Source organism: Eudoraea sp. (genome assembly GCF_049665975.1).
Taxonomy (GTDB): domain Bacteria; phylum Bacteroidota; class Bacteroidia; order Flavobacteriales; family Flavobacteriaceae; genus Eudoraea.
Genome location: NZ_JBATGR010000056.1, coordinates 1 through 17,349 on the forward strand (window position 1 = coordinate 1; position 17,349 = coordinate 17,349).

General features: G+C 37.3%; 19 protein-coding genes. 6 read left to right on the top strand and 13 right to left on the bottom strand.

Going from position 1 to position 17,349, the window contains the following annotated elements; translation table 11 throughout:
* On the top strand, positions 1-747 hold a 747-nt coding region (locus WBN20_RS02335), incomplete at its 5' end, for an aminotransferase class I/II-fold pyridoxal phosphate-dependent enzyme (RefSeq protein ID WP_424280570.1).
* Positions 748-865: 118 nt separating this feature from the next.
* Positions 866-1,336 (top strand): hypothetical protein, encoded by a 471-nt coding sequence (locus WBN20_RS02340; protein WP_424280571.1) that lies wholly within the window; start codon positions 866-868, stop codon positions 1,334-1,336.
* Between the two features lie 77 nt (positions 1,337-1,413).
* Here the strand turns inward: WBN20_RS02340 and trxB are convergent, their stop codons facing one another.
* From trxB to WBN20_RS02385, 9 genes are all read right to left on the bottom strand, one after another.
* Positions 1,414-2,379, bottom strand: coding sequence for a thioredoxin-disulfide reductase (gene trxB, locus WBN20_RS02345; RefSeq protein WP_424275612.1), 966 nt, complete (start codon positions 2,377-2,379; stop codon positions 1,414-1,416).
* A 217-nt stretch (positions 2,380-2,596) separates the two neighbouring features.
* A complete protein-coding gene (locus tag WBN20_RS02350) occupies positions 2,597-2,782 on the bottom strand; it encodes a YgaP family membrane protein (RefSeq protein ID WP_424273699.1) in 186 nt (61 codons plus the stop codon).
* Between the two features lie 10 nt (positions 2,783-2,792).
* Positions 2,793-3,098, bottom strand: coding sequence for a hypothetical protein (locus tag WBN20_RS02355; protein WP_424273698.1), 306 nt, complete (start codon positions 3,096-3,098; stop codon positions 2,793-2,795).
* Positions 3,095-6,289 (bottom strand): efflux RND transporter permease subunit, encoded by a 3,195-nt coding sequence (locus WBN20_RS02360; protein WP_424280572.1) that lies wholly within the window; start codon positions 6,287-6,289, stop codon positions 3,095-3,097. The genes WBN20_RS02355 and WBN20_RS02360 overlap by 4 nt, the downstream gene beginning before the upstream one ends.
* A 62-nt stretch (positions 6,290-6,351) precedes the next feature.
* Entirely contained in the window at positions 6,352-7,419 is a 1,068-nt protein-coding gene (locus WBN20_RS02365; protein WP_424280573.1) for an efflux RND transporter periplasmic adaptor subunit, read from the bottom strand.
* Between the two features lie 28 nt (positions 7,420-7,447).
* Positions 7,448-8,749, bottom strand: a complete 1,302-nt coding sequence (locus WBN20_RS02370) for a TolC family protein (RefSeq protein ID WP_424280574.1) — start codon at positions 8,747-8,749, stop codon at positions 7,448-7,450.
* A gap of 185 nt (positions 8,750-8,934) precedes the next feature.
* Positions 8,935-9,588 carry a uracil phosphoribosyltransferase gene (gene upp, locus WBN20_RS02375; protein WP_424273694.1) on the bottom strand — a complete coding sequence of 218 codons (654 nt, stop codon included), beginning with the start codon at positions 9,586-9,588 and terminating at the stop codon, positions 8,935-8,937.
* A 32-nt stretch (positions 9,589-9,620) separates the two neighbouring features.
* Positions 9,621-10,511 (bottom strand): hypothetical protein, encoded by an 891-nt coding sequence (locus WBN20_RS02380; RefSeq protein ID WP_424275501.1) that lies wholly within the window; start codon positions 10,509-10,511, stop codon positions 9,621-9,623.
* Positions 10,512-10,565: 54 nt separating this feature from the next.
* Positions 10,566-11,243 carry a DUF6799 domain-containing protein gene (locus WBN20_RS02385; RefSeq protein WP_424280575.1) on the bottom strand — a complete coding sequence of 226 codons (678 nt, stop codon included), beginning with the start codon at positions 11,241-11,243 and terminating at the stop codon, positions 10,566-10,568.
* Between the two features lie 359 nt (positions 11,244-11,602).
* On the opposite strand from WBN20_RS02385, the gene WBN20_RS02390 reads away from it, so the two are divergent.
* Genes WBN20_RS02390 through WBN20_RS02405 form a run of 4 tightly spaced genes read left to right on the top strand, consistent with a single transcriptional unit; the run spans position 11,603 to position 15,119 of the window.
* Positions 11,603-12,823, top strand: a complete 1,221-nt coding sequence (locus WBN20_RS02390) for a sulfite oxidase (protein ID WP_424275499.1) — start codon at positions 11,603-11,605, stop codon at positions 12,821-12,823.
* Entirely contained in the window at positions 12,824-13,303 is a 480-nt protein-coding gene (locus tag WBN20_RS02395; protein WP_424272474.1) for a monoheme cytochrome C, read from the top strand. It abuts the gene before it with no gap.
* Positions 13,287-14,228 (top strand): sulfurtransferase, encoded by a 942-nt coding sequence (locus WBN20_RS02400; protein ID WP_424280576.1) that lies wholly within the window; start codon positions 13,287-13,289, stop codon positions 14,226-14,228. The genes WBN20_RS02395 and WBN20_RS02400 overlap by 17 nt, the downstream gene beginning before the upstream one ends.
* 12 nt (positions 14,229-14,240) lie before the next feature.
* Positions 14,241-15,119: a sterol desaturase family protein gene (locus tag WBN20_RS02405; RefSeq protein ID WP_424280577.1), complete on the top strand. Its 879-nt coding sequence runs from the start codon at positions 14,241-14,243 to the stop codon at positions 15,117-15,119.
* A gap of 15 nt (positions 15,120-15,134) precedes the next feature.
* Here the strand turns inward: WBN20_RS02405 and WBN20_RS02410 are convergent, their stop codons facing one another.
* The 4 genes from WBN20_RS02410 to WBN20_RS02425 all read right to left on the bottom strand — a co-directional run bounded on the left by WBN20_RS02410 (position 15,135) and on the right by WBN20_RS02425 (position 17,280).
* The gene (locus WBN20_RS02410) at positions 15,135-16,187 is read right to left on the bottom strand and encodes a Tll0287-like domain-containing protein (protein ID WP_424280578.1); all 1,053 of its coding nucleotides are present in this window, start codon (positions 16,185-16,187) and stop codon (positions 15,135-15,137) included.
* On the bottom strand, positions 16,184-16,456 hold the full coding sequence (locus WBN20_RS02415; RefSeq protein ID WP_424280579.1) for a heavy-metal-associated domain-containing protein: 273 nt from the start codon (positions 16,454-16,456) through the stop codon (positions 16,184-16,186). The genes WBN20_RS02410 and WBN20_RS02415 overlap by 4 nt, the downstream gene beginning before the upstream one ends.
* 38 nt (positions 16,457-16,494) lie before the next feature.
* On the bottom strand, positions 16,495-16,839 hold the full coding sequence (locus WBN20_RS02420) for a rhodanese-like domain-containing protein (protein WP_424280580.1): 345 nt from the start codon (positions 16,837-16,839) through the stop codon (positions 16,495-16,497).
* Between the two features lie 108 nt (positions 16,840-16,947).
* Positions 16,948-17,280, bottom strand: coding sequence for a rhodanese-like domain-containing protein (locus WBN20_RS02425; RefSeq protein ID WP_424280581.1), 333 nt, complete (start codon positions 17,278-17,280; stop codon positions 16,948-16,950).
* Between the last annotated feature and the right edge of the window lie 69 nt (positions 17,281-17,349).

Genomic DNA, 17,349 nt, shown 5'->3' on the forward strand with positions numbered 1-17,349 from the left:
CAGTATAGGCTGTTCTATACTCCAAATAGCCATTCTGCCCTTTACCAATCCAACAATAGACCCTATATCACTTATTCTGCTTTGCATATTGCATTAAAGGACCATCTGTCATCAAACAAAAAGGCAATACCAGTAATTCTGTTAGATTCCATAGATTTTTCGGGCTACAACTACCCAGAATTTCAAGGGTTAATGTCACTACCTCTAAATAAATGCATTCTTGTGGTAGATGATTCACATGGTATTGGACAAATTGGCCCCGATAATAGTGGTGTTTTTCAAATTCTCTTAAATTTCAAACCAAAAGAGCTACTAATTTGCTGCTCTTTGGGTAAAGCTTTAGGTATAGATGCAGGAGCAATCTTTGGCACCAGTGAAAGGTTAAAACAAATCATAAAAACGGATTTTTATGCAGGAGCTTCGCCCCCATCGCCTGCAAGTATGGCTACATTAATGCAGGCTGAAGAAATATATAAATCTAAAAAAAGGACTTTAGATGGTAATATAAATTTTTTCTTAAATCAAATAAATGACAGTAAGAAATTTAACTATATACAAGGATTCCCCATATTTGGCTATTCTGATCCTGAATTAACCAAATTTCTTTACAATAACGGCATTATTGTTACGGATTTCACTTACCCCACGGAAGAAGCCAGCATAAAAAGCAGGATAGTGCTAACAGCTTCAAATACTAAAGAAGACATTAAAAAACTTACTTCACTTATTAATTCTTTTTATGATTAATAATTAAACCGGTAGCCAGCCATTTACAATTCATGATTTATTCCTTTATATCCTATTAGTTTCACAAAAAAAATTGTAACTTTTAAGATATTTAAGTATCACATTAAAATACACTAACATGAAGAAATTACTAGGAATGGTATTATTAGTAGTACTCCTAATCACTACTACTGCAATCACATCTGTGAAACCTAACGCAATGCATACAATTGAAGGCACCTGGGAATTGCAAAGTTTTTATAACTATGATGGCGAAAATATTATTGATACTGTACCTCTTGCTGAGGGTTACAGACAGGTTAAAATGTATTATGACGGCAAGGTCATGTGGTCTCGTACCACCTCTAGTGACACAAAGGACTCAGATGGGAATGACGTTGTAGGGAGGTTTGGCTATGGAACCTATGAATTAACAGATACCGAATTAATAGAAACCATAGAATATGGTGATAAAGGTATGATGAGAGATTTGGAGGCTTTACGAAAATTTACTTTTGAATTAGAATTGAAGGATAACACCTATAGTCAGATATCAACTGATGCAGAAGGTAACAGGACTTTCTCAGAAAATTACAAACGAGTAGATTAGTATCCGGAATATTTAGAATTGAAAAGACCGCCTAACAAAGCGGTCTTTTGTAAATTAAAGCTAGATCGCCAATTAAATCAGGATACCTCCTGTGGGGTTTCTATAGTGGCCAAATAACGTTCTGCATCCAAAGCTGCCATACAACCTGTTCCAGCGGCCGTTACTGCTTGTCTGTATTCCTTATCCTGAACATCACCACTGGCAAAAACTCCAGGCTTGCTTGTTTTAGTGGATTTGCCATGCGTTATAAGATAACCCGTTTCATCCATCTCTAACTGACCCTTGAAAATTTCTGTGTTGGGTTTATGCCCTATGGCAACAAAGAATCCTGTAATAGGAATTTCTTCTTTTACACCTGTTTTATTGTTCACGATTCGTAAACCTTCAACAACCTGATCGCCCAGTACTTCATCCACTTCTGAATTATACCGTAAATCAATATTTGGCAGACTGTTTACCCTATGCTGCATAGCCTTGGAGGCTCTCATAAAGTCCTTGCGGACCAGCATGGTAACTTTGTTGCAAATATTTGCAAGATATGATGCCTCTTCTGCAGCGGTATCGCCACCTCCTACTATTGCCACATCTTGTCCTTTGTAGAAAAATCCGTCGCACACTGCGCAAGCAGAAACACCACCCCCCCGCAAACGTTGTTCACTGGGAATATTTAAATATTTTGCGGTTGCGCCTGTGGAAATTATTACGGTTTCCGCCTCAATTACTTTAGAATCATCTATGGTCACTTTGTGAATCCCGCCAACTTCCTTACTGAAGTCAACCGCGGTAGCCATACCTATGCGAACTTCCGTTCCAAAGCGCTCGGCCTGCTGCTGCAACTGTACCATCATCGTAGGTCCGTCTATACCCTCAGGATAACCGGGAAAATTATCGACTTCCGTAGTGGTGGTTAATTGCCCGCCAGGCTCCATCCCAGTATACATGAGTGGTTTTAAATCTGCTCGCGCGGCGTAAATAGCAGCTGTATAACCAGCAGGACCTGAACCTAGTATGAGTGTCTTTACACGTTCAATTTTTTCTGACATGATTAAATTTTATACTATAATTATTATGCCATAAAAGTAGGATTTTCAGGATAAACCTTACTTTAAAAGTTATAAAAAGTTATTATAATTATATAAGAAGGTCAATGCCATCTTTCTAAGGTAATTCAAATCAATAATTTAATAATGATCGAAGTATTTACTCCTTGCGACAGACTAGGACCTAAGTTATGATTATAATGTGCCGGAAAGAATTTAGTTAATCCTTTATCCCAAATTTAGATAAGATATCCTCCATTAAACACCATTTTGTGAATGACGACTGTAAAAGATTTAGTCCAACAAAGGCCGTAAACCATAACCAATTCATGTTTACATAAATGGCGAGTATTAAGCTAACCAGAATAAAGATTCCGGCAACTGCTCTGACAATTCTGTTTTTCATACTTATTATATTAAATTGATCTTTCTATGGGAACTACAATCGCTTTTATGGGATTGTTTGTATCCAGATTTTTGTTAAACTCTTCAATCAGGCTAAAGAGGGAATCTATTTTTTCATCTATGGTGAAGGAGAAAAACAAAGTAGATTCTACACCTCCTTTTACACCAGGAAACCAATTTGAAGTCATTAATAGGGATGCCTGTTGTTTATATCCGTCGATTTCTGAACCACTAAAATTTTCAATATTGGCTTTTTTAAAAAGTTGCAGAATGATCTCTTCGTACTGCTCGACTACGGTAACAATAAGTAGTTTCATATTTTGTGATTTTTACGTTCTATTAAGTAATATACCAATGGTACCACTAACAAAGTAAGCACTGTTGAGGCAATTGTCCCACCCATTAGTGAAATAGCTAAGCCCTGAAAAATAGGGTCAAAAAGAATGACAAAGGCACCAATTACCACAGTACCGGCTGTTAGGAGTATGGGAGTTGTACGAACTGCGCCTGCGTCAATAACTGCTTGTTTTAACGGAATACCTTCTGCCACACGAAGGTTTATAAAGTCTATAAGCAGTACGGAATTTCTTACCATTATTCCAGCCAATGCAATCATTCCAATAAAAGAAGTAGCCGTAAAAAATGCATCTAACAACCAATGACCCAGAACAATTCCCACTAAAGAAAGTGGAATTGCAACCATCATCACTATGGGTGCCTTAAAATTTTGAAACCACCCTACAATTAAAATATAGATAATTACAATAACCCCAAGAAATGCAATTCCCAAATCCCTAAATACCTCCAATGTAACTTGCCACTCTCCATCCCATTTTATAGTGTAATCATCTTCAAAATCTGGCTGTTTAATGTAAAGTTCCTCAAGCTTATATCCTTCCGGAATATCAATTTCCTTTAATTTATCACTCATGCCCAGGATAGCATAAACCGGGCTCTCCAATTCCCCAGCCATATCAGCAACAACATAAACTACACGTTTTTGATTTTTTCTATAAATGCTTTTGGCAGTAAAGGTTTTATTAATATCCGTTAAATCTCCTATACTATTCATAGTTCCCATTTTTGATTTAACTTTGAGTTGAGAAATATCATTAATAGTAGATTTCTCTTTTTCATCCAGGGCAAGTATCAAATCTACCTGATTGGATGCGTCTTCATCATATAAGTTCGTTATGGCTCTCTCAGAAAGGGCCAGATTCAATGTTTGAGTAATTTGCTGTGGTGTCACACCATAAAGCATAGACTTTTGCTTATCTATGATGAATTCATACTCGGTTTGGTCTGCTTCTACCATCCAATCCACATCCACAACATCTTTGGTATTGATTAACAAGTCCCGCACCTGATTAGCGACGGCAATCTGCTCGTCATAATCCGGTCCATAAATTTCTCCTACGATGGTTGATAATACCGGTGGTCCCGGTGGTACTTCAACCACTTTTACGTTTGCGTTATATTTTTTGCCAATTTTTCTAATTTCAGGACGCAGAAGGCTGGCAATCTGATGACTTTGAGCACTTCTTTCGTTTTTATCTATTAAGTTTACCTGAATATCAGCAACATTGCTGCCGCTCCTGAGATCATAATGCCTTACTAGTCCATTAAAGGTTATGGGAGCTGAAGTTCCTACATAATTTTGATAATTAATAACCTCCGGACGAGTAGATAAATACTGGGAAATTTCTTTTGTAACAACAGCAGTCCTTTCAAGGGTTGTACCCTCTGGCATGTCTATGACCACCTGAAATTCATTTTTATTATCGAAAGGCAGCATTTTTACAGCAACCGTTTTAGTAAAGAACATGGCTACCGAAGCCAATAACAAAATGAAAGTTATTCCCAGAAATATCCAACGTATTTTTCTATTTTCCAACAAAGGTTTTTCAAATCTCTCATAGATCTTATATATAAAGGTTTCCTCCAATTGTTTTTCTTCTTTTTTCTTTCCCTTTTTTTCCTTTTCACGCAGAAAAATAAAACCGAGGTAAGGAGTAATTGTAAGTGCTACAAACAAGGACAATATCATTGCTATAGATGCTCCAATTGGCATTGGGGACATATACGGACCCATTAATCCTGAAACAAAAGCCATTGGTAAAACCGATGCAATTACCGTAAAAGTTGCTAAAATCGTTGGGTTCCCAACTTCATTTATAGCGTAAAGTGCAGCTTGTTTGAACGGCAAACGTTTCATTTTAAAATGACGGTGCATGTTCTCTGCAATAATTATGGAATCATCTACCACTATTCCTGTTACAAACACCAGGGCAAAAAGAGTTATTCTATTGAGGGTATAGTCCAGCATATAATAGCTGAGTAATGTAAGGGCAAATGTAATTGGGACTGATAAAAACACCACCAAACCACCTCGCCAACCCATAGCTAACATAACCACAAAAGTGACCGCAATGATTGCGCCTATGAGGTGCATAAGTAATTCTGATACTTTTTGGGAAGCAGTTTCTCCATAATTACGGGTAACTTCCACATGCACATCTGTCGGAATCAGATTTTGTTTCAGATGATCTACCTTTTTCAGGATAATATCCGAAATCTTCATTGCATCTGCTCCTTTTCGTTTGGCTATGGAAATGGTAACAGCCGGATATTCAGAATTATACAGTTGGGCATTTTCGCTTGCCTGACCAAAACCAAGAGAAACATAATTTTTGGGCAATTCAGCTGCATCATATATTGCCGCAATTTGTTTAAGGTATATTGGTTGATTTTGTTGAACGCCTACTACTAAATTTTCAACATCCTCTGTAGTTTCCAAAAATCTTCCGGTGGTTACCGTGAACTCGTTATCATACTTATCAAAACTACCACTGTTTAGCTGACTGTTATTGGCCTTTATCATCTGGGCAACGGAAAGAAAATCCAGGCCGCTTTCTGCCATCTTGTTTTTGTCGAGTACTACCCTTAATTGCCTGTTCCTGCCGCCAATTTTTTGGATAGCTGAAACATCATTTATCTTTTCAATTTCGTCAGTAATTTCCTGTGCAATCTGCTTCAATTGGTAATCATCATAACTCTCACTCCACAAGGTTAAACCCAGCATTGGCACATCATCAATAGCCCTGGTTTTTACCAAAGGAAAAGTCACGCCTTGTGGCATGATATCCATATGCTTATTAATCTCATTATAGAGTTTAACAAAAGACCGCTCAATATCCTCCCCCACATAAAACTGCACAATAACCATGGCCTGTTCATTCATGGAAGTAGAATAAACATATTCAACCCCTTTGATATTGGAGATAAGTTTTTCCAGAGGCTTTACCACCCTCGACTCTACTTCGGTAGGGCTGGCACCCGGGTATCCCACAAAAATATCAGCAATGGGAACATCAATCTGAGGTTCTTCCTCCCTTGGAATCAAAAAGGAGCTATATACCCCAATGATCATAAAAACTATCATTAGTAGCACTGTTAGCTTTGATCCTATAAACAACTTTGCAATTTTCCCTGCTAATCCTTCTTTCATATTTTTATTATTGCTTTATGAACTTCTTTTCTTGGTGGGTGGTAAATAAACCTACCCCGGGTCTATTGTATAGATATTTTAGCCCCGTTATATAATTTTCCGTTTGATGAAATAATAAAACTTTCATCTGCTGCCAAGCCAGATAAAACCTCAACCTTATCACCATAGGCCCGTCCTAAACGAAGCCATCTGAGCAGTGCGGTGTTACTTTCACTTACGGTATATACTCCGGACAATTGACCTTTTTGTACAACTGCCTCAAGTGGTATTAAAGTTGCTCTTGATTGATTATTACCTGCTATAGGAAATTTGACTGTGGCATACATCCCGGATAGGATAGGCGCGCTTGTTTCCGATAAGGACACTTTAACATGATACTGACCACCTGTATTTTTAGATGAGCTACTTACCTCAATAACTTCACCCGGGACATTCTCATTCAAGGAGTTTAAACTCACCTCCACTTCCATTCCTTGTTTTATTTTAGTTATTTCAGATTCGGGTACTAAAGTCAGAACCTGATATTTCCCGGGAGCTTCTACTTCAAGAAGAGGCTTTCCAGGATTTGCCATATCACCGGGGTTTATGAACTTATTGGTTACTACTCCGTTAAAAGGAGCACGAATATCTGCATAAGAAAATTGTGCATTTACTTCATTTTTCATTTGCCTTGCGCCCTCCAGTCTCGCTTTGGCCATATTGAAATTAGCAGTTATATCATCCAGTTCCTTCTGTGAAGCGCTATTTTCGTTAAACAAAGCGGTAAATCTTTTCAGGTCTTTTTCTGAATTGTTATAGGCTGCTGTAGCTTCAGCAATCCCGGCATTTACCTGAGCAAGCTTGGCAGACAGTTCCGTGTTGTTTATGCTCAATAGAAGTTGTCCTTTAGTAACCTTATCCCCTATCCTGACATGAATCTTGTCTACATGACCCATGATTCGGGTGCTTAAGTTGGCACTTTTAACGGCTTCTATCGTTCCACTGGTGGAAATCATATTCGGGCCATCAATCTCGCCAACCATTCTTACCGTTACCGGAATAACAAGCTCATTTGCCTGTTGCTCTTTCTTCTCTTTATTACTGCAACTCCAGAAAAGAAGTATCAGAAGTATCACGTATAATTTTTGCATATTTCGGTATTTAATCTTCATTATTTAATTATTCTTTTGTTAAAAATTCCATATACACCACAGCAGAATTATGCTGAAAAATGGTGAAATAAAATTCCAGTTTTTTCTGAGCATATTGCGTTTCCGCTAATAGCAGATCCGTCGTTTTTTCTAAACCTTGTGCAAAACGATTGCTGCGAATTCTGAGTGCTTCTTCAGATTGATTTAAAGCAAGAGTAGTAAGCTCCAGATTATTTTTGGTATCCTGAAGCATCCGCCTCGCTTTGTTGAGCTCTAGCTGACTTTCTGATTTGTATTGCTCTAATTCCAATTTGGCTTTTTCAAACTCTGCTTTACTTTTATGGGCTTTACCAAATCGTTTAGTCCCGTTCAGGACGTCCCATCTCAATTCTGCTCCAAAAAGATAGCCACTGGCGCTTCCCTGAAATACCTGATCATCATGTAATTCGTAGGTCCCAAATGCATTCAATTTGGGTAAAAAACTCATTTTATCTGACCTATATGTTTGATAATAGGCCTCTTTAGCTGATTCCATTGCCAAAATATCCTTTCTGTTCTCCGATACATTTTCCAAAGAAAATTGGTTTGCAAAAACCTTAAGTGAATCGGTTGGGACCATTATCTGGTAGGTGGAGTCATTCATCATAACCGATAAGTAGTTCGAGGCATTTTGAATATTACTTTTTGCGTATTGCAGTTGATTATCAATTTCTGTAACCCGCACTTCTACGGCCAGTACATCAGATCGTTGAAGGTAACCCTGTTTGAAGCTGTTTTCTGCCAGCCTTTTGTTTTCCATTGCAGTCTCCTTTGTTTTTTCCAAAACTTCTACAGTCTTGTATGCCAGCTGTAGCTGCATATATGCTTTTTCAACCTCAAGCATCAGATAATCCCTGGTGCGCCCGGATTGATATTCTGAAGCTGTCAATTTGGCTTTTGCCGCTTTGCGCTGGTAAAAGCCATCAAAATTTAACAAGGGTTGTTGAATCTCAAACCGGGTTGCATAATCTTCAATTTGACTTGGATTATTCAGGCGGTCTGGATCAAAATCGGCTTGTGTTACGATTTGCTGATTTAGTTTAACTCCAAAAGCCATCAATGGATTGTTTGTGGCTATCCCGGTATGTGAAAGACTAATATTAGGCAAAAGCACGGCATTGGTTTGCCTAAAATCACCTTCAGCTGCCATAATATTTTTTTCAGAGATTTTTAAGGTTGCATTGTACTCCAACACCCTGCTTATAACCTCCCCTTTAGTAATCAGCACATCATTTTGCGCATTCAGAATAAAAATGCTTAAAAAGGCTAGTATTTGTATTGTATAATTCATCAACTAATTATTTTGAAACAAAATTAGCCTTAGAAGAAAGTGCAAACGGTAACTTATGTTACCGAAATATGGTAACTAATGTTACAGAGAATGCAAACAGAATTGCATACCATAAGAAACCACTTGTAACTGTTTTTTAAGATTTTAGTGAGGGAACCGATATTCCCGAAATAATTAAAAAGAAACTAAAGTTTGGTACCGTAAGCAAGATCACCAGCATCGCCCAATCCCGGAATGATATATCCTTTACCAGTTAGTTTATCGTCTATAGCGGCAATCCAAAGATGGGTATTTTCAGGAAAAACACTTTGCACATACTCTATGCCTGCGGTAGAACCAATAACAGAAATAATATGTATCTGCTTGGGCTGACCATGGTTTTTTAAGGCATTTAATACATTCTCTAGAGTCTTCCCGGTGGCCAGCATAGGATCTGTTAATATGAGTGTTTTACCCCCCAATGCCGGAGCGGCAAAATATTTAACGATTACATCAAAATCGTTACCTCCGGCCGGATGATGCCTGTAGGCAGAAATAAAAGCGTTCTCAGCTTTGTCAAAATAATTCAAAAGTCCACGATGTAAGGGCAAACCCGCCCTTAAAACAGAACACAAAACAAGGTTATTCATTGGCAATGCCATGGCTTTATGTCCAAAGGGTGTTTGAACAGTACTTACCTTATAATTTAGAGTTTTACTTAATTCATAACACAAGATTTCACCAATCCGCTCAATATTCCTTCGAAAACGCATGGAATCCTTTTGAATATTTATATCCCTGAGCTCAGCAACAAATTGATTTAGCAAGGAGTTTTCAGCTGTGTAATTATGAATGATCATTCATTTTATGATTTACCCTAAAGATACATTTTTTAGGATTTAAACCAGTAACTTATCCCGACGGACCAATAGAAAACCGGCTTAAGATCTTCTTCAATTATAGTATCTTCATTGATTATTGTTGCGCTGCTTTGAGGAAACGCCATCATGGGGTAAAATGAAAAGAAAAAATGCCTGTAATTGTAATGCAATGGAATTGCTAATTCTATATTGAGAACTTTAAATTTTTGAACTTCGTCAATATTAATCGTATTGGGTTGCGCTGTTCCGGAACCTGAATTACCCATACCATTTCCTTTTCTATTCCCTAAACGACTGCTCCTATAGTATTGTTCATAAAAATTTTGTGTCCCCGCATATAAAGAAATATTGGGGTTAATCATTAGATTTTTATTGATGGCATAAAAAGTACGATCGAGCATCAACCCGGTAATAATATCCGTGGAACTCCCATCATTAAAATAACTACTTAAAGAGAAGGTAGCCTCCACTACCTGAAAATCATAGCTAATAGTCCCGGTTAGATCGCCTAAAACGGAAGACATCACATTATAACTTTCATCACTAAAAAAGTAAGCAGTTCCCGAAATACCGCCGCTAAAATTGTTTGAATTGAAGTTGTAACCCGCACTGAGTAAAATAAGGTCAACTCGGTTAGCTTCTGATCCTGTAAGGAATGACAAGGACGCATCGGCAAAAAAACCTGATTTGTTGTAATACCCTATTGAAGGAAACAGATAAGGGGCAGCAATAGAATCGCGCCTTCCCATAAAAACGTTATCATTGATATAACTAACATTTGCCAGGAAATAAGAAAAGTCTTCATTAACAAAATCATTGGTGGTTTTAACAGGGTCTTGCGCTATAAGAACTAAAGGGGTAATTGAGAATAAAATAAAATTCAGAATAAGTCGAATCTTCATTTTGGATTGCTTTAAAAAAGGGCCCCGGAATTTATCCGGAGCCCTCTAAAGTGTTTATTTTGTGCTTATTTTTTTCTTTTTCATAGTAGGCTTATTTACACCTTTTTTTATCATCTTTTTAGGAGGGGCAATATTTTTTTGGATGATCATTTTGCGATACTGATACATATTACTAAACATTTGACCATCAGTATTCAGGCATTGTCCATCGTGCAGTTGTAATCTCTTTTGATCTCTTGTTTGAAAACTTCCATCAGGGTTCACTACAACTCCATTTCCAAGGTCCAGACTTTCATTCAAACGCTGTTGTGTCTGATTCCTTACCACATACATATCACCGTCAACCAAAGTGTATTGAACTCTATTTTGATTTCGTTCCCGAATTTGATCCTGGGTTAAACCTTTATTCTCCTGACTTACTTTATAGCGGTACTGGTATTCATTCCTATATTTGATACCATCACCATCTAAACACTCGCCTTTCTTAAGTTTCAATCTGGTACCATCTGTGGTTTGATATGTTCCGTCAGGAGACACCACAGATCCGTCTGATAAGGTCTGCTTATCTTTAAGGCGCATTTCCGCCCTATCTCTTAATTCTAACATTTCGCCGTTAACCATAACCAATTTGGTACGGTCTTGATCCTGAATTCTATCCTGATCTCTTTCCTGGGCCGTGAGCGCCATAGATCCTAAAACTACAAGCGCCAATAAAACTAAATTTCTTTTCATAGTATTGAGATTTAACATTAATAAATAATGTTACAAACTTATAAGACTAAAACAACCAGGACAATGACCTTAGTCATGAAACCTTAACAAATACAGGGGTTTTGTGCAACTTATGTTACATTCAGAAGAAATTTTCAACAAAATTTAAGGAAAATCAAAATTCGCATATTTACAGATTGTATATATCTCATTTTAAAAAAATTCGAGTTCTTTATATGCATTAACCACGCACGGATTTTCTTTAGAAATAAAATGATTTCCTAAATATAATTTACTACTATTTGAATTATAGTAACATTTGTTACACGTACTTTATTAAATAAATTCTTAATTTAGAATCTTTAGAAATAAACTGAATAATGAAAAGACGAAACTTCGTTAAAAAGGCAACTATAGGCACTATGGCCTCCGTAATAGGAGCGGATATTGTATTTGGTTCAATTATGCCCGAAGGATATAAACCCCTGGCTTTACAAGACCCGGACCCTTTTAAAATGTTTAACAAGGATTTAGGAATGGTGGTGTTAAATGACAAACCATGGAATATTGAAGCAAAGGCTCACCTTTTAGATGATAAAATAACGCCTAACAAGTTTATGTTTATTCGTAACAATGGGTTAATTCCTGAAAACATAGATGCTAACAAATGGACGTTAACTTTTGATGGTGAGTCCGTAAGTCAGCAGAAAACATATACCCTGGCCGAGTTAAAATCAAAATTTCCACAGTACACCTACCAATTAACCCTGGAATGTGGGGGTAATGGCAGAAGTGAATTCGATCCACCAGCAAAGGGAAATCAATGGACAGTTGGTGCCGTTTCATGTGCCAGCTGGACCGGAATCAGGTTAAAAGATGTTTTGGAAGATGTTGGAATAAAAGATGATGCAGTTTATATTGGGTATCACGCTACGGATGTGCATTTAAGCCGGGATCCCGGGAAAGAGCCAATTTCCCGTGGTGCCCCGATGGTAAAGGCACTGCAGGAGGAAACCTTACTTGCTTTTAAAATGAATAACAAGGACATTCCAATTGCCCATGGTTACCCTTTAAGGCTGATTGCCGGGGGCTGGCCGGCTTCAGTTTCCGGGAAATGGATAAATAGAATCAGTATTCGAAATAAGGTACATGATGGCACCAAAATGACCGGCGATGCTTATAGGGTGCCTTGTAATCCTGTAGCTCCGGGCGAAAAGGTTAAAGAAGAGGATATGTGCATTATTGAATCTATGCCTGTAAAATCGTTAATAACCTATCCAAAATCGGGGGCTATGATTAATAAAGGTAAAAAACTGGACATACGAGGACATGCCTGGGCCGGAGAACTTGAAGTCGTAAAAATGGAATATTCCATAGATTTTGGTTCCACCTGGCAGTCCTGTCCAATAGAAAAACCGGCAAACAGATTGGCGTGGCAACATTTTAATGCTTCAATAGACTTTCCAAAAGAAGGTTATTATGAAGTTTGGGCTCGGGCCACGGATTCCAACGGTATAAGTCAACCCATGCTATTACCAGGCTGGAATCCTAAGGGTTACCTGAATAACGCATGCCATAGAATTGCAGTAAAGGTTACATAAATGCAGGAGCACTCTAAGTTTAAACAACAAGTAAAAGCCATATATAGACTTATGGCAGGTTTATTCGGTTTATTCATTGTGGTGGCTGTTGGAATCCTCTTGTTGTTATCAAATCCTGATTGGACCAGAAAAAAAGTACCGGAAACGGAGCAGGAATATGTCGCTATTCCGGAAGAGGACGATTTCGACAAGATTGAAAATGGCATCCATGTAAGAACCGGGCTAATAGAAGCCGACGGGTTAATGGCTGTAGTAAATAATTGCACGAACTGCCATTCTGCAAAACTGGTCACCCAAAATAGAATGAATGAGGAACGATGGATAGCTACGATAAGATGGATGCAGGAAACACAAAATTTATGGGATTTAGGAAATAATGAGGAAATAATTGTAAACTATCTGGTTTCAAATTACCCTCCAAAGAAAAAAGGAAGACGTGAAGTATTATCAAATATTGAATGGTATGATCTTGAAGATTAGTCTTTTTGCCTCCTTGTACATTTTTCTTTTGTCCTGCAAGGGACCCAATGAAACACAAAACACTGTTCCAACAAATTATGTTTCCACGGAACATCTTATTGAGGCAAAAGAACTGGCTGGAATTTTTGAAGATGAAAATATAAAAATAGTTGATTTCAGAAGTCCGGAGAACTATCAGGCAGGGCATATAAATGGATCTATAAATATTTGGCGTACAGATATTTCAGATAATTCACTCCCTTACGAAGGAATAAGAGCAGATAAGGAAAACATTGAACGGCTCTTTAGTAGGTTAGGCATAGAAAATAACGATCTAATTATAGTATATGATGATAAAGGATCGTCTGATGCAGCCCGTTTATGGTGTATATTGGGTGATTATAATTTTGATTCTGTGAAGATATTAAATGGCGGTTTAAAGAGCTGGAAAGGGAGAGGTGAAAAACTTTCTACAAAAGCTATATCATACATGCCTACCCAATTCTATCTTCCAAAAAAAAGGAATGAAAAATTATGGATTGACAAAGACGAACTAATGGGTTTATTAAGCGATAAGAAAAACAATATTTTTATCATTGATACCCGTAGTTTTGAAGAATACAAAGGCAACCATATAAAAAAAGGCGCATCTAAAGGGGGGAGAATACCAACAAGCATTCACATAGATTGGGCTGATGCGGTTGACCTAGGTGGTAATAAAAAGTTCAGGTCCATTGAGGAATTGCAAAAGATTTATAAGGGTTTGGAAATGAATGTAAAAGATACGGTTATTGTTTATTGTCATACCGGCTACAGATCATCTTTGACTACCTTTGTATTAAAGGAATTGATGGGATTTGAAAATGTCAGAAACTATGATGGATCCTGGGTGGAATGGAGTTATTTTGACGAATTACCTTATGAAAAAGATAGTATAATGTTATAAAATCAAATAATTATGGAAAAATATATTGACGCTTTTGTTTCGGCTTTTTCAGGGAGTGTAAATTGGACCTGGAAGTCTATCATTTTTGATGTGCCCTGGTATACCAACTATTTTTGGGGCCTGGTCGTAATTTCATTAGCAGTTTGGATTCTGGAAATTCTTTTTCCCTGGCGGAAGGACCAATCTATTTTTAGAAAAGACTTTTGGCTGGATGCTTTTTATATGTTCTTTAATTTTTTCATGTTCGCTATTGCCATTAGCGGATTCTATAATTTATTGGAAGCATTATTCAGCGATATAGGAATTACATCTAAAAGTCTTGCTATAGTAGATATTTCCTCATATCCCATGTGGTTACAATTACTTTTGTTTTTTATTGTTTTAGATTTTGTGCAATGGTTTACTCATATCCTGCTTCACAAGTATCATTTCTTATGGAATTTTCACAAAGTGCATCATTCTGTGAAGGAAATGGGGTTTGCCGCCCATCTGCGCTATCATTGGATGGAGAATATCTTATACAAACCCCTAAAAGTTTTCGGCGTAATGATTCTGGGTGGATTTGAACCAGAACAGGCATATGTGGTACATTTTCTAGCTATTGCTATTGGTCATTTAAATCATTCAAATATTAAAATTACCTATGGCCCATTGAAGTATATTTTAAACAACCCGGTCATGCATCTTTACCATCATGTAAAGGCTTTACCTGAAGGGAGATATGGTATTAATTTTGGAATCAGTTTAAGTATCTGGGATTATATTTTTAAAACCAATTATGTTCCGGAAGACAGTGGAACAATAGAACTTGGTTTCCCCGGAGATGAGAACTTTCCACATGATTTTTTACATCAGGAAATATATGGTTTTGGGAAACCTAAGGATGAATAATAAGAAAACTATCAGTTAATTATTTTCCTTAAAACTTATGGCCCAGATTCCTCTGACCTCGTTGTCCTGATAATCACGGGCCATATCTTTTGGATAGAGTTTATCCAGTATAGCTAAAGTAGGAGTTGCGATCTGCTCTACTGACACTCCATGACACTGAAGGCACATGGCGTTTGTTGTAATGGGATAATAGAAGTCTATCTGCCCATTCGTTATGTCCAAAATTGGATCTACAGCCTTAGCTGACGCCAGCATTTTTTTAAAGTCAGCTATATAAACCAACTCCTTTTCATTAGCTTTGTTTAAAGGATTTCTGGGCTTATCAGAAACGCGCCTTATTTTAGCCCCATGAGCTAAAGATATACTGTCTGTTAGTGGAAGGGCACTAATATTACAAAATTTAACTGCGCCATCCGGGCCTTTTTCAGTTATAGCCTGCACTAATTTCTTGCCTAATACACCCTTTGCCTCAGCCGCGAACTTCTTCCCTAACTTTTTATATTTTTCAAGTGTATCTACGGATACTTTTCCCATATGCTTACACTGCCCCTTGCCTTTACCCATGCAATTCCCGGAACATTCCCCCATTCCTTTTCCTTTCCGCATTACTTTTCCTTTCCCCTGGCCCTTATGCGATTGAAACCAATCTGGCCTATCAATATCATTATCATATAGATATTCAGCAATTTGTAAAACTGTCTCTTCAGGAAACGACTGATACGGCATTATTCCAAATTTCTTCAAAGCCCCTGGCATTCTGGAATTTTTCTTACTGGGATCTTTTACCCAGTGCATTATGTCCTTTACAAATTGCTCCCTGGATGTTGTCTCTTTAAGATAGTGTTGTTTTACTGCGATCATTGGAGGCGCTATCAACTCATTATGGTCAGTCTCAGGGTTATGACAGGTGTAGCACTCTTTTTCTAATAAAACCTTTCCCGGGTGAGATTCATCAGCTAATAAATCTATTCCTGAAGTATTATCAATGGTTTGAACGGCAGTTTTAGGGGAGTCTTTACATGCTGTTAAGAATAAAAATATGGAAATAAGCAATAGATAGTTTTTCATTCTTTTGACATTTTACCGCTTGCACAACTCAAAAATGAACGAGCTTTAGCAGACACACTATTTTTATATTCTATTGAAGGATATCCCAGTGCTTTTAGTTTATCCTTGACCAAAATGGCATCATCTATATTTTCACAGGTAAAATGAACTGTGGCTGTTTCTGTATCCACATCAACGTCCGATAGACCGTTCATTTCCGATAATTTACTTGTGATGGTTTTTGCACAACCGTCGCACTTTAGGTTTTGAACTATTACTGAGGTCTTCATAATTTATGCTATTTTGTTTTGTTTGAATATCTACATATTTATTGCCATCTCAGTATTCCTCCTTTTAGATCATAAATCTTTTCAAAGCCCATCTCGATAAGTCTTCTTCCCGCCTTTCGACTTCTGTTTCCAGATTGGCAATAGAGGTAAACTGGTTTATCTTTTTGCAATTTTTCAAACGATTTTTGAAAATCAACTTTATCAAAGAAGTCAATATTAATGGCCTTTCCAATGTGCCACCGTTTATATTCTTTGGCTGTTCTAACATCCACCAACTGAACTTTCGGATCTGTAATAGCCTCTTTATATTCTGAGACCCCTAAGACCTCAAACTTGTCTGATTGTTCGGCTTTTGACCCGAATAGTGTTTTAAATAATGACATTAGTATATATCTTTTTATTAAATATTAGAGTTCTGGTTAAAGGGAACGACCAAAAATAATCTGGTCATTCCCGTAACAATCAACCAAAACAAACTTTAAAACAAATTTTTATAACATGGTTGTAGGACATATATAATCCGATTTCTCAACCTTAGTTTTTTTAATTTCATCGAAACCATCTGCGACATCAACAAAATCTTCCCATCCTCGTTGCATTAATATTGACGCAGCAATCATACTTCTGTAACCTCCTTCACAATAAAGCACAAAGGGCTTATCTATTGGAAATTGAGAAAGGTGCTGATTTAATTCATTTAAAGGAACATTAATCGCACCAATGACATGTTCAGAATCAAATTCACTTTTTTTCCTTATATCAAAGGCAAGTGGTCCTTCCCCAAAATATGCCTTTTCAAACTGATTGGCCGTGATTCTCTTAATTCTTTAAACTTGCTTCCTCGCTTTTTGCCAACTCTCAAATCCACCATCTAAGAAACCAATAGTATGGTC

Coding starts and splice junctions, on each gene's coding strand:
- WBN20_RS02385 (WP_424280575.1), bottom strand. CDS start 11,243: ATGAAAAGAAATTTAGTTTTATTGGCGCTTGTAGTTTTAGGATCTATG.
- WBN20_RS02395 (WP_424272474.1), top strand. CDS start 12,824: ATGCAGGAGCACTCTAAGTTTAAACAACAAGTAAAAGCCATATATAGA.
- WBN20_RS02355 (WP_424273698.1), bottom strand. CDS start 3,098: ATGAAACTACTTATTGTTACCGTAGTCGAGCAGTACGAAGAGATCATT.
- WBN20_RS02390 (WP_424275499.1), top strand. CDS start 11,603: ATGAAAAGACGAAACTTCGTTAAAAAGGCAACTATAGGCACTATGGCC.
- WBN20_RS02350 (WP_424273699.1), bottom strand. CDS start 2,782: ATGAAAAACAGAATTGTCAGAGCAGTTGCCGGAATCTTTATTCTGGTT.
- WBN20_RS02360 (WP_424280572.1), bottom strand. CDS start 6,289: ATGAAAGAAGGATTAGCAGGGAAAATTGCAAAGTTGTTTATAGGATCA.
- WBN20_RS02420 (WP_424280580.1), bottom strand. CDS start 16,839: ATGTCATTATTTAAAACACTATTCGGGTCAAAAGCCGAACAATCAGAC.
- upp (WP_424273694.1), bottom strand. CDS start 9,588: ATGATCATTCATAATTACACAGCTGAAAACTCCTTGCTAAATCAATTT.
- WBN20_RS02400 (WP_424280576.1), top strand. CDS start 13,287: ATGATCTTGAAGATTAGTCTTTTTGCCTCCTTGTACATTTTTCTTTTG.
- trxB (WP_424275612.1), bottom strand. CDS start 2,379: ATGTCAGAAAAAATTGAACGTGTAAAGACACTCATACTAGGTTCAGGT.
- WBN20_RS02405 (WP_424280577.1), top strand. CDS start 14,241: ATGGAAAAATATATTGACGCTTTTGTTTCGGCTTTTTCAGGGAGTGTA.
- WBN20_RS02410 (WP_424280578.1), bottom strand. CDS start 16,187: ATGAAAAACTATCTATTGCTTATTTCCATATTTTTATTCTTAACAGCA.
- WBN20_RS02380 (WP_424275501.1), bottom strand. CDS start 10,511: ATGAAGATTCGACTTATTCTGAATTTTATTTTATTCTCAATTACCCCT.
- WBN20_RS02370 (WP_424280574.1), bottom strand. CDS start 8,749: ATGAATTATACAATACAAATACTAGCCTTTTTAAGCATTTTTATTCTG.
- WBN20_RS02340 (WP_424280571.1), top strand. CDS start 866: ATGAAGAAATTACTAGGAATGGTATTATTAGTAGTACTCCTAATCACT.
- WBN20_RS02415 (WP_424280579.1), bottom strand. CDS start 16,456: ATGAAGACCTCAGTAATAGTTCAAAACCTAAAGTGCGACGGTTGTGCA.
- WBN20_RS02365 (WP_424280573.1), bottom strand. CDS start 7,419: ATGCAAAAATTATACGTGATACTTCTGATACTTCTTTTCTGGAGTTGC.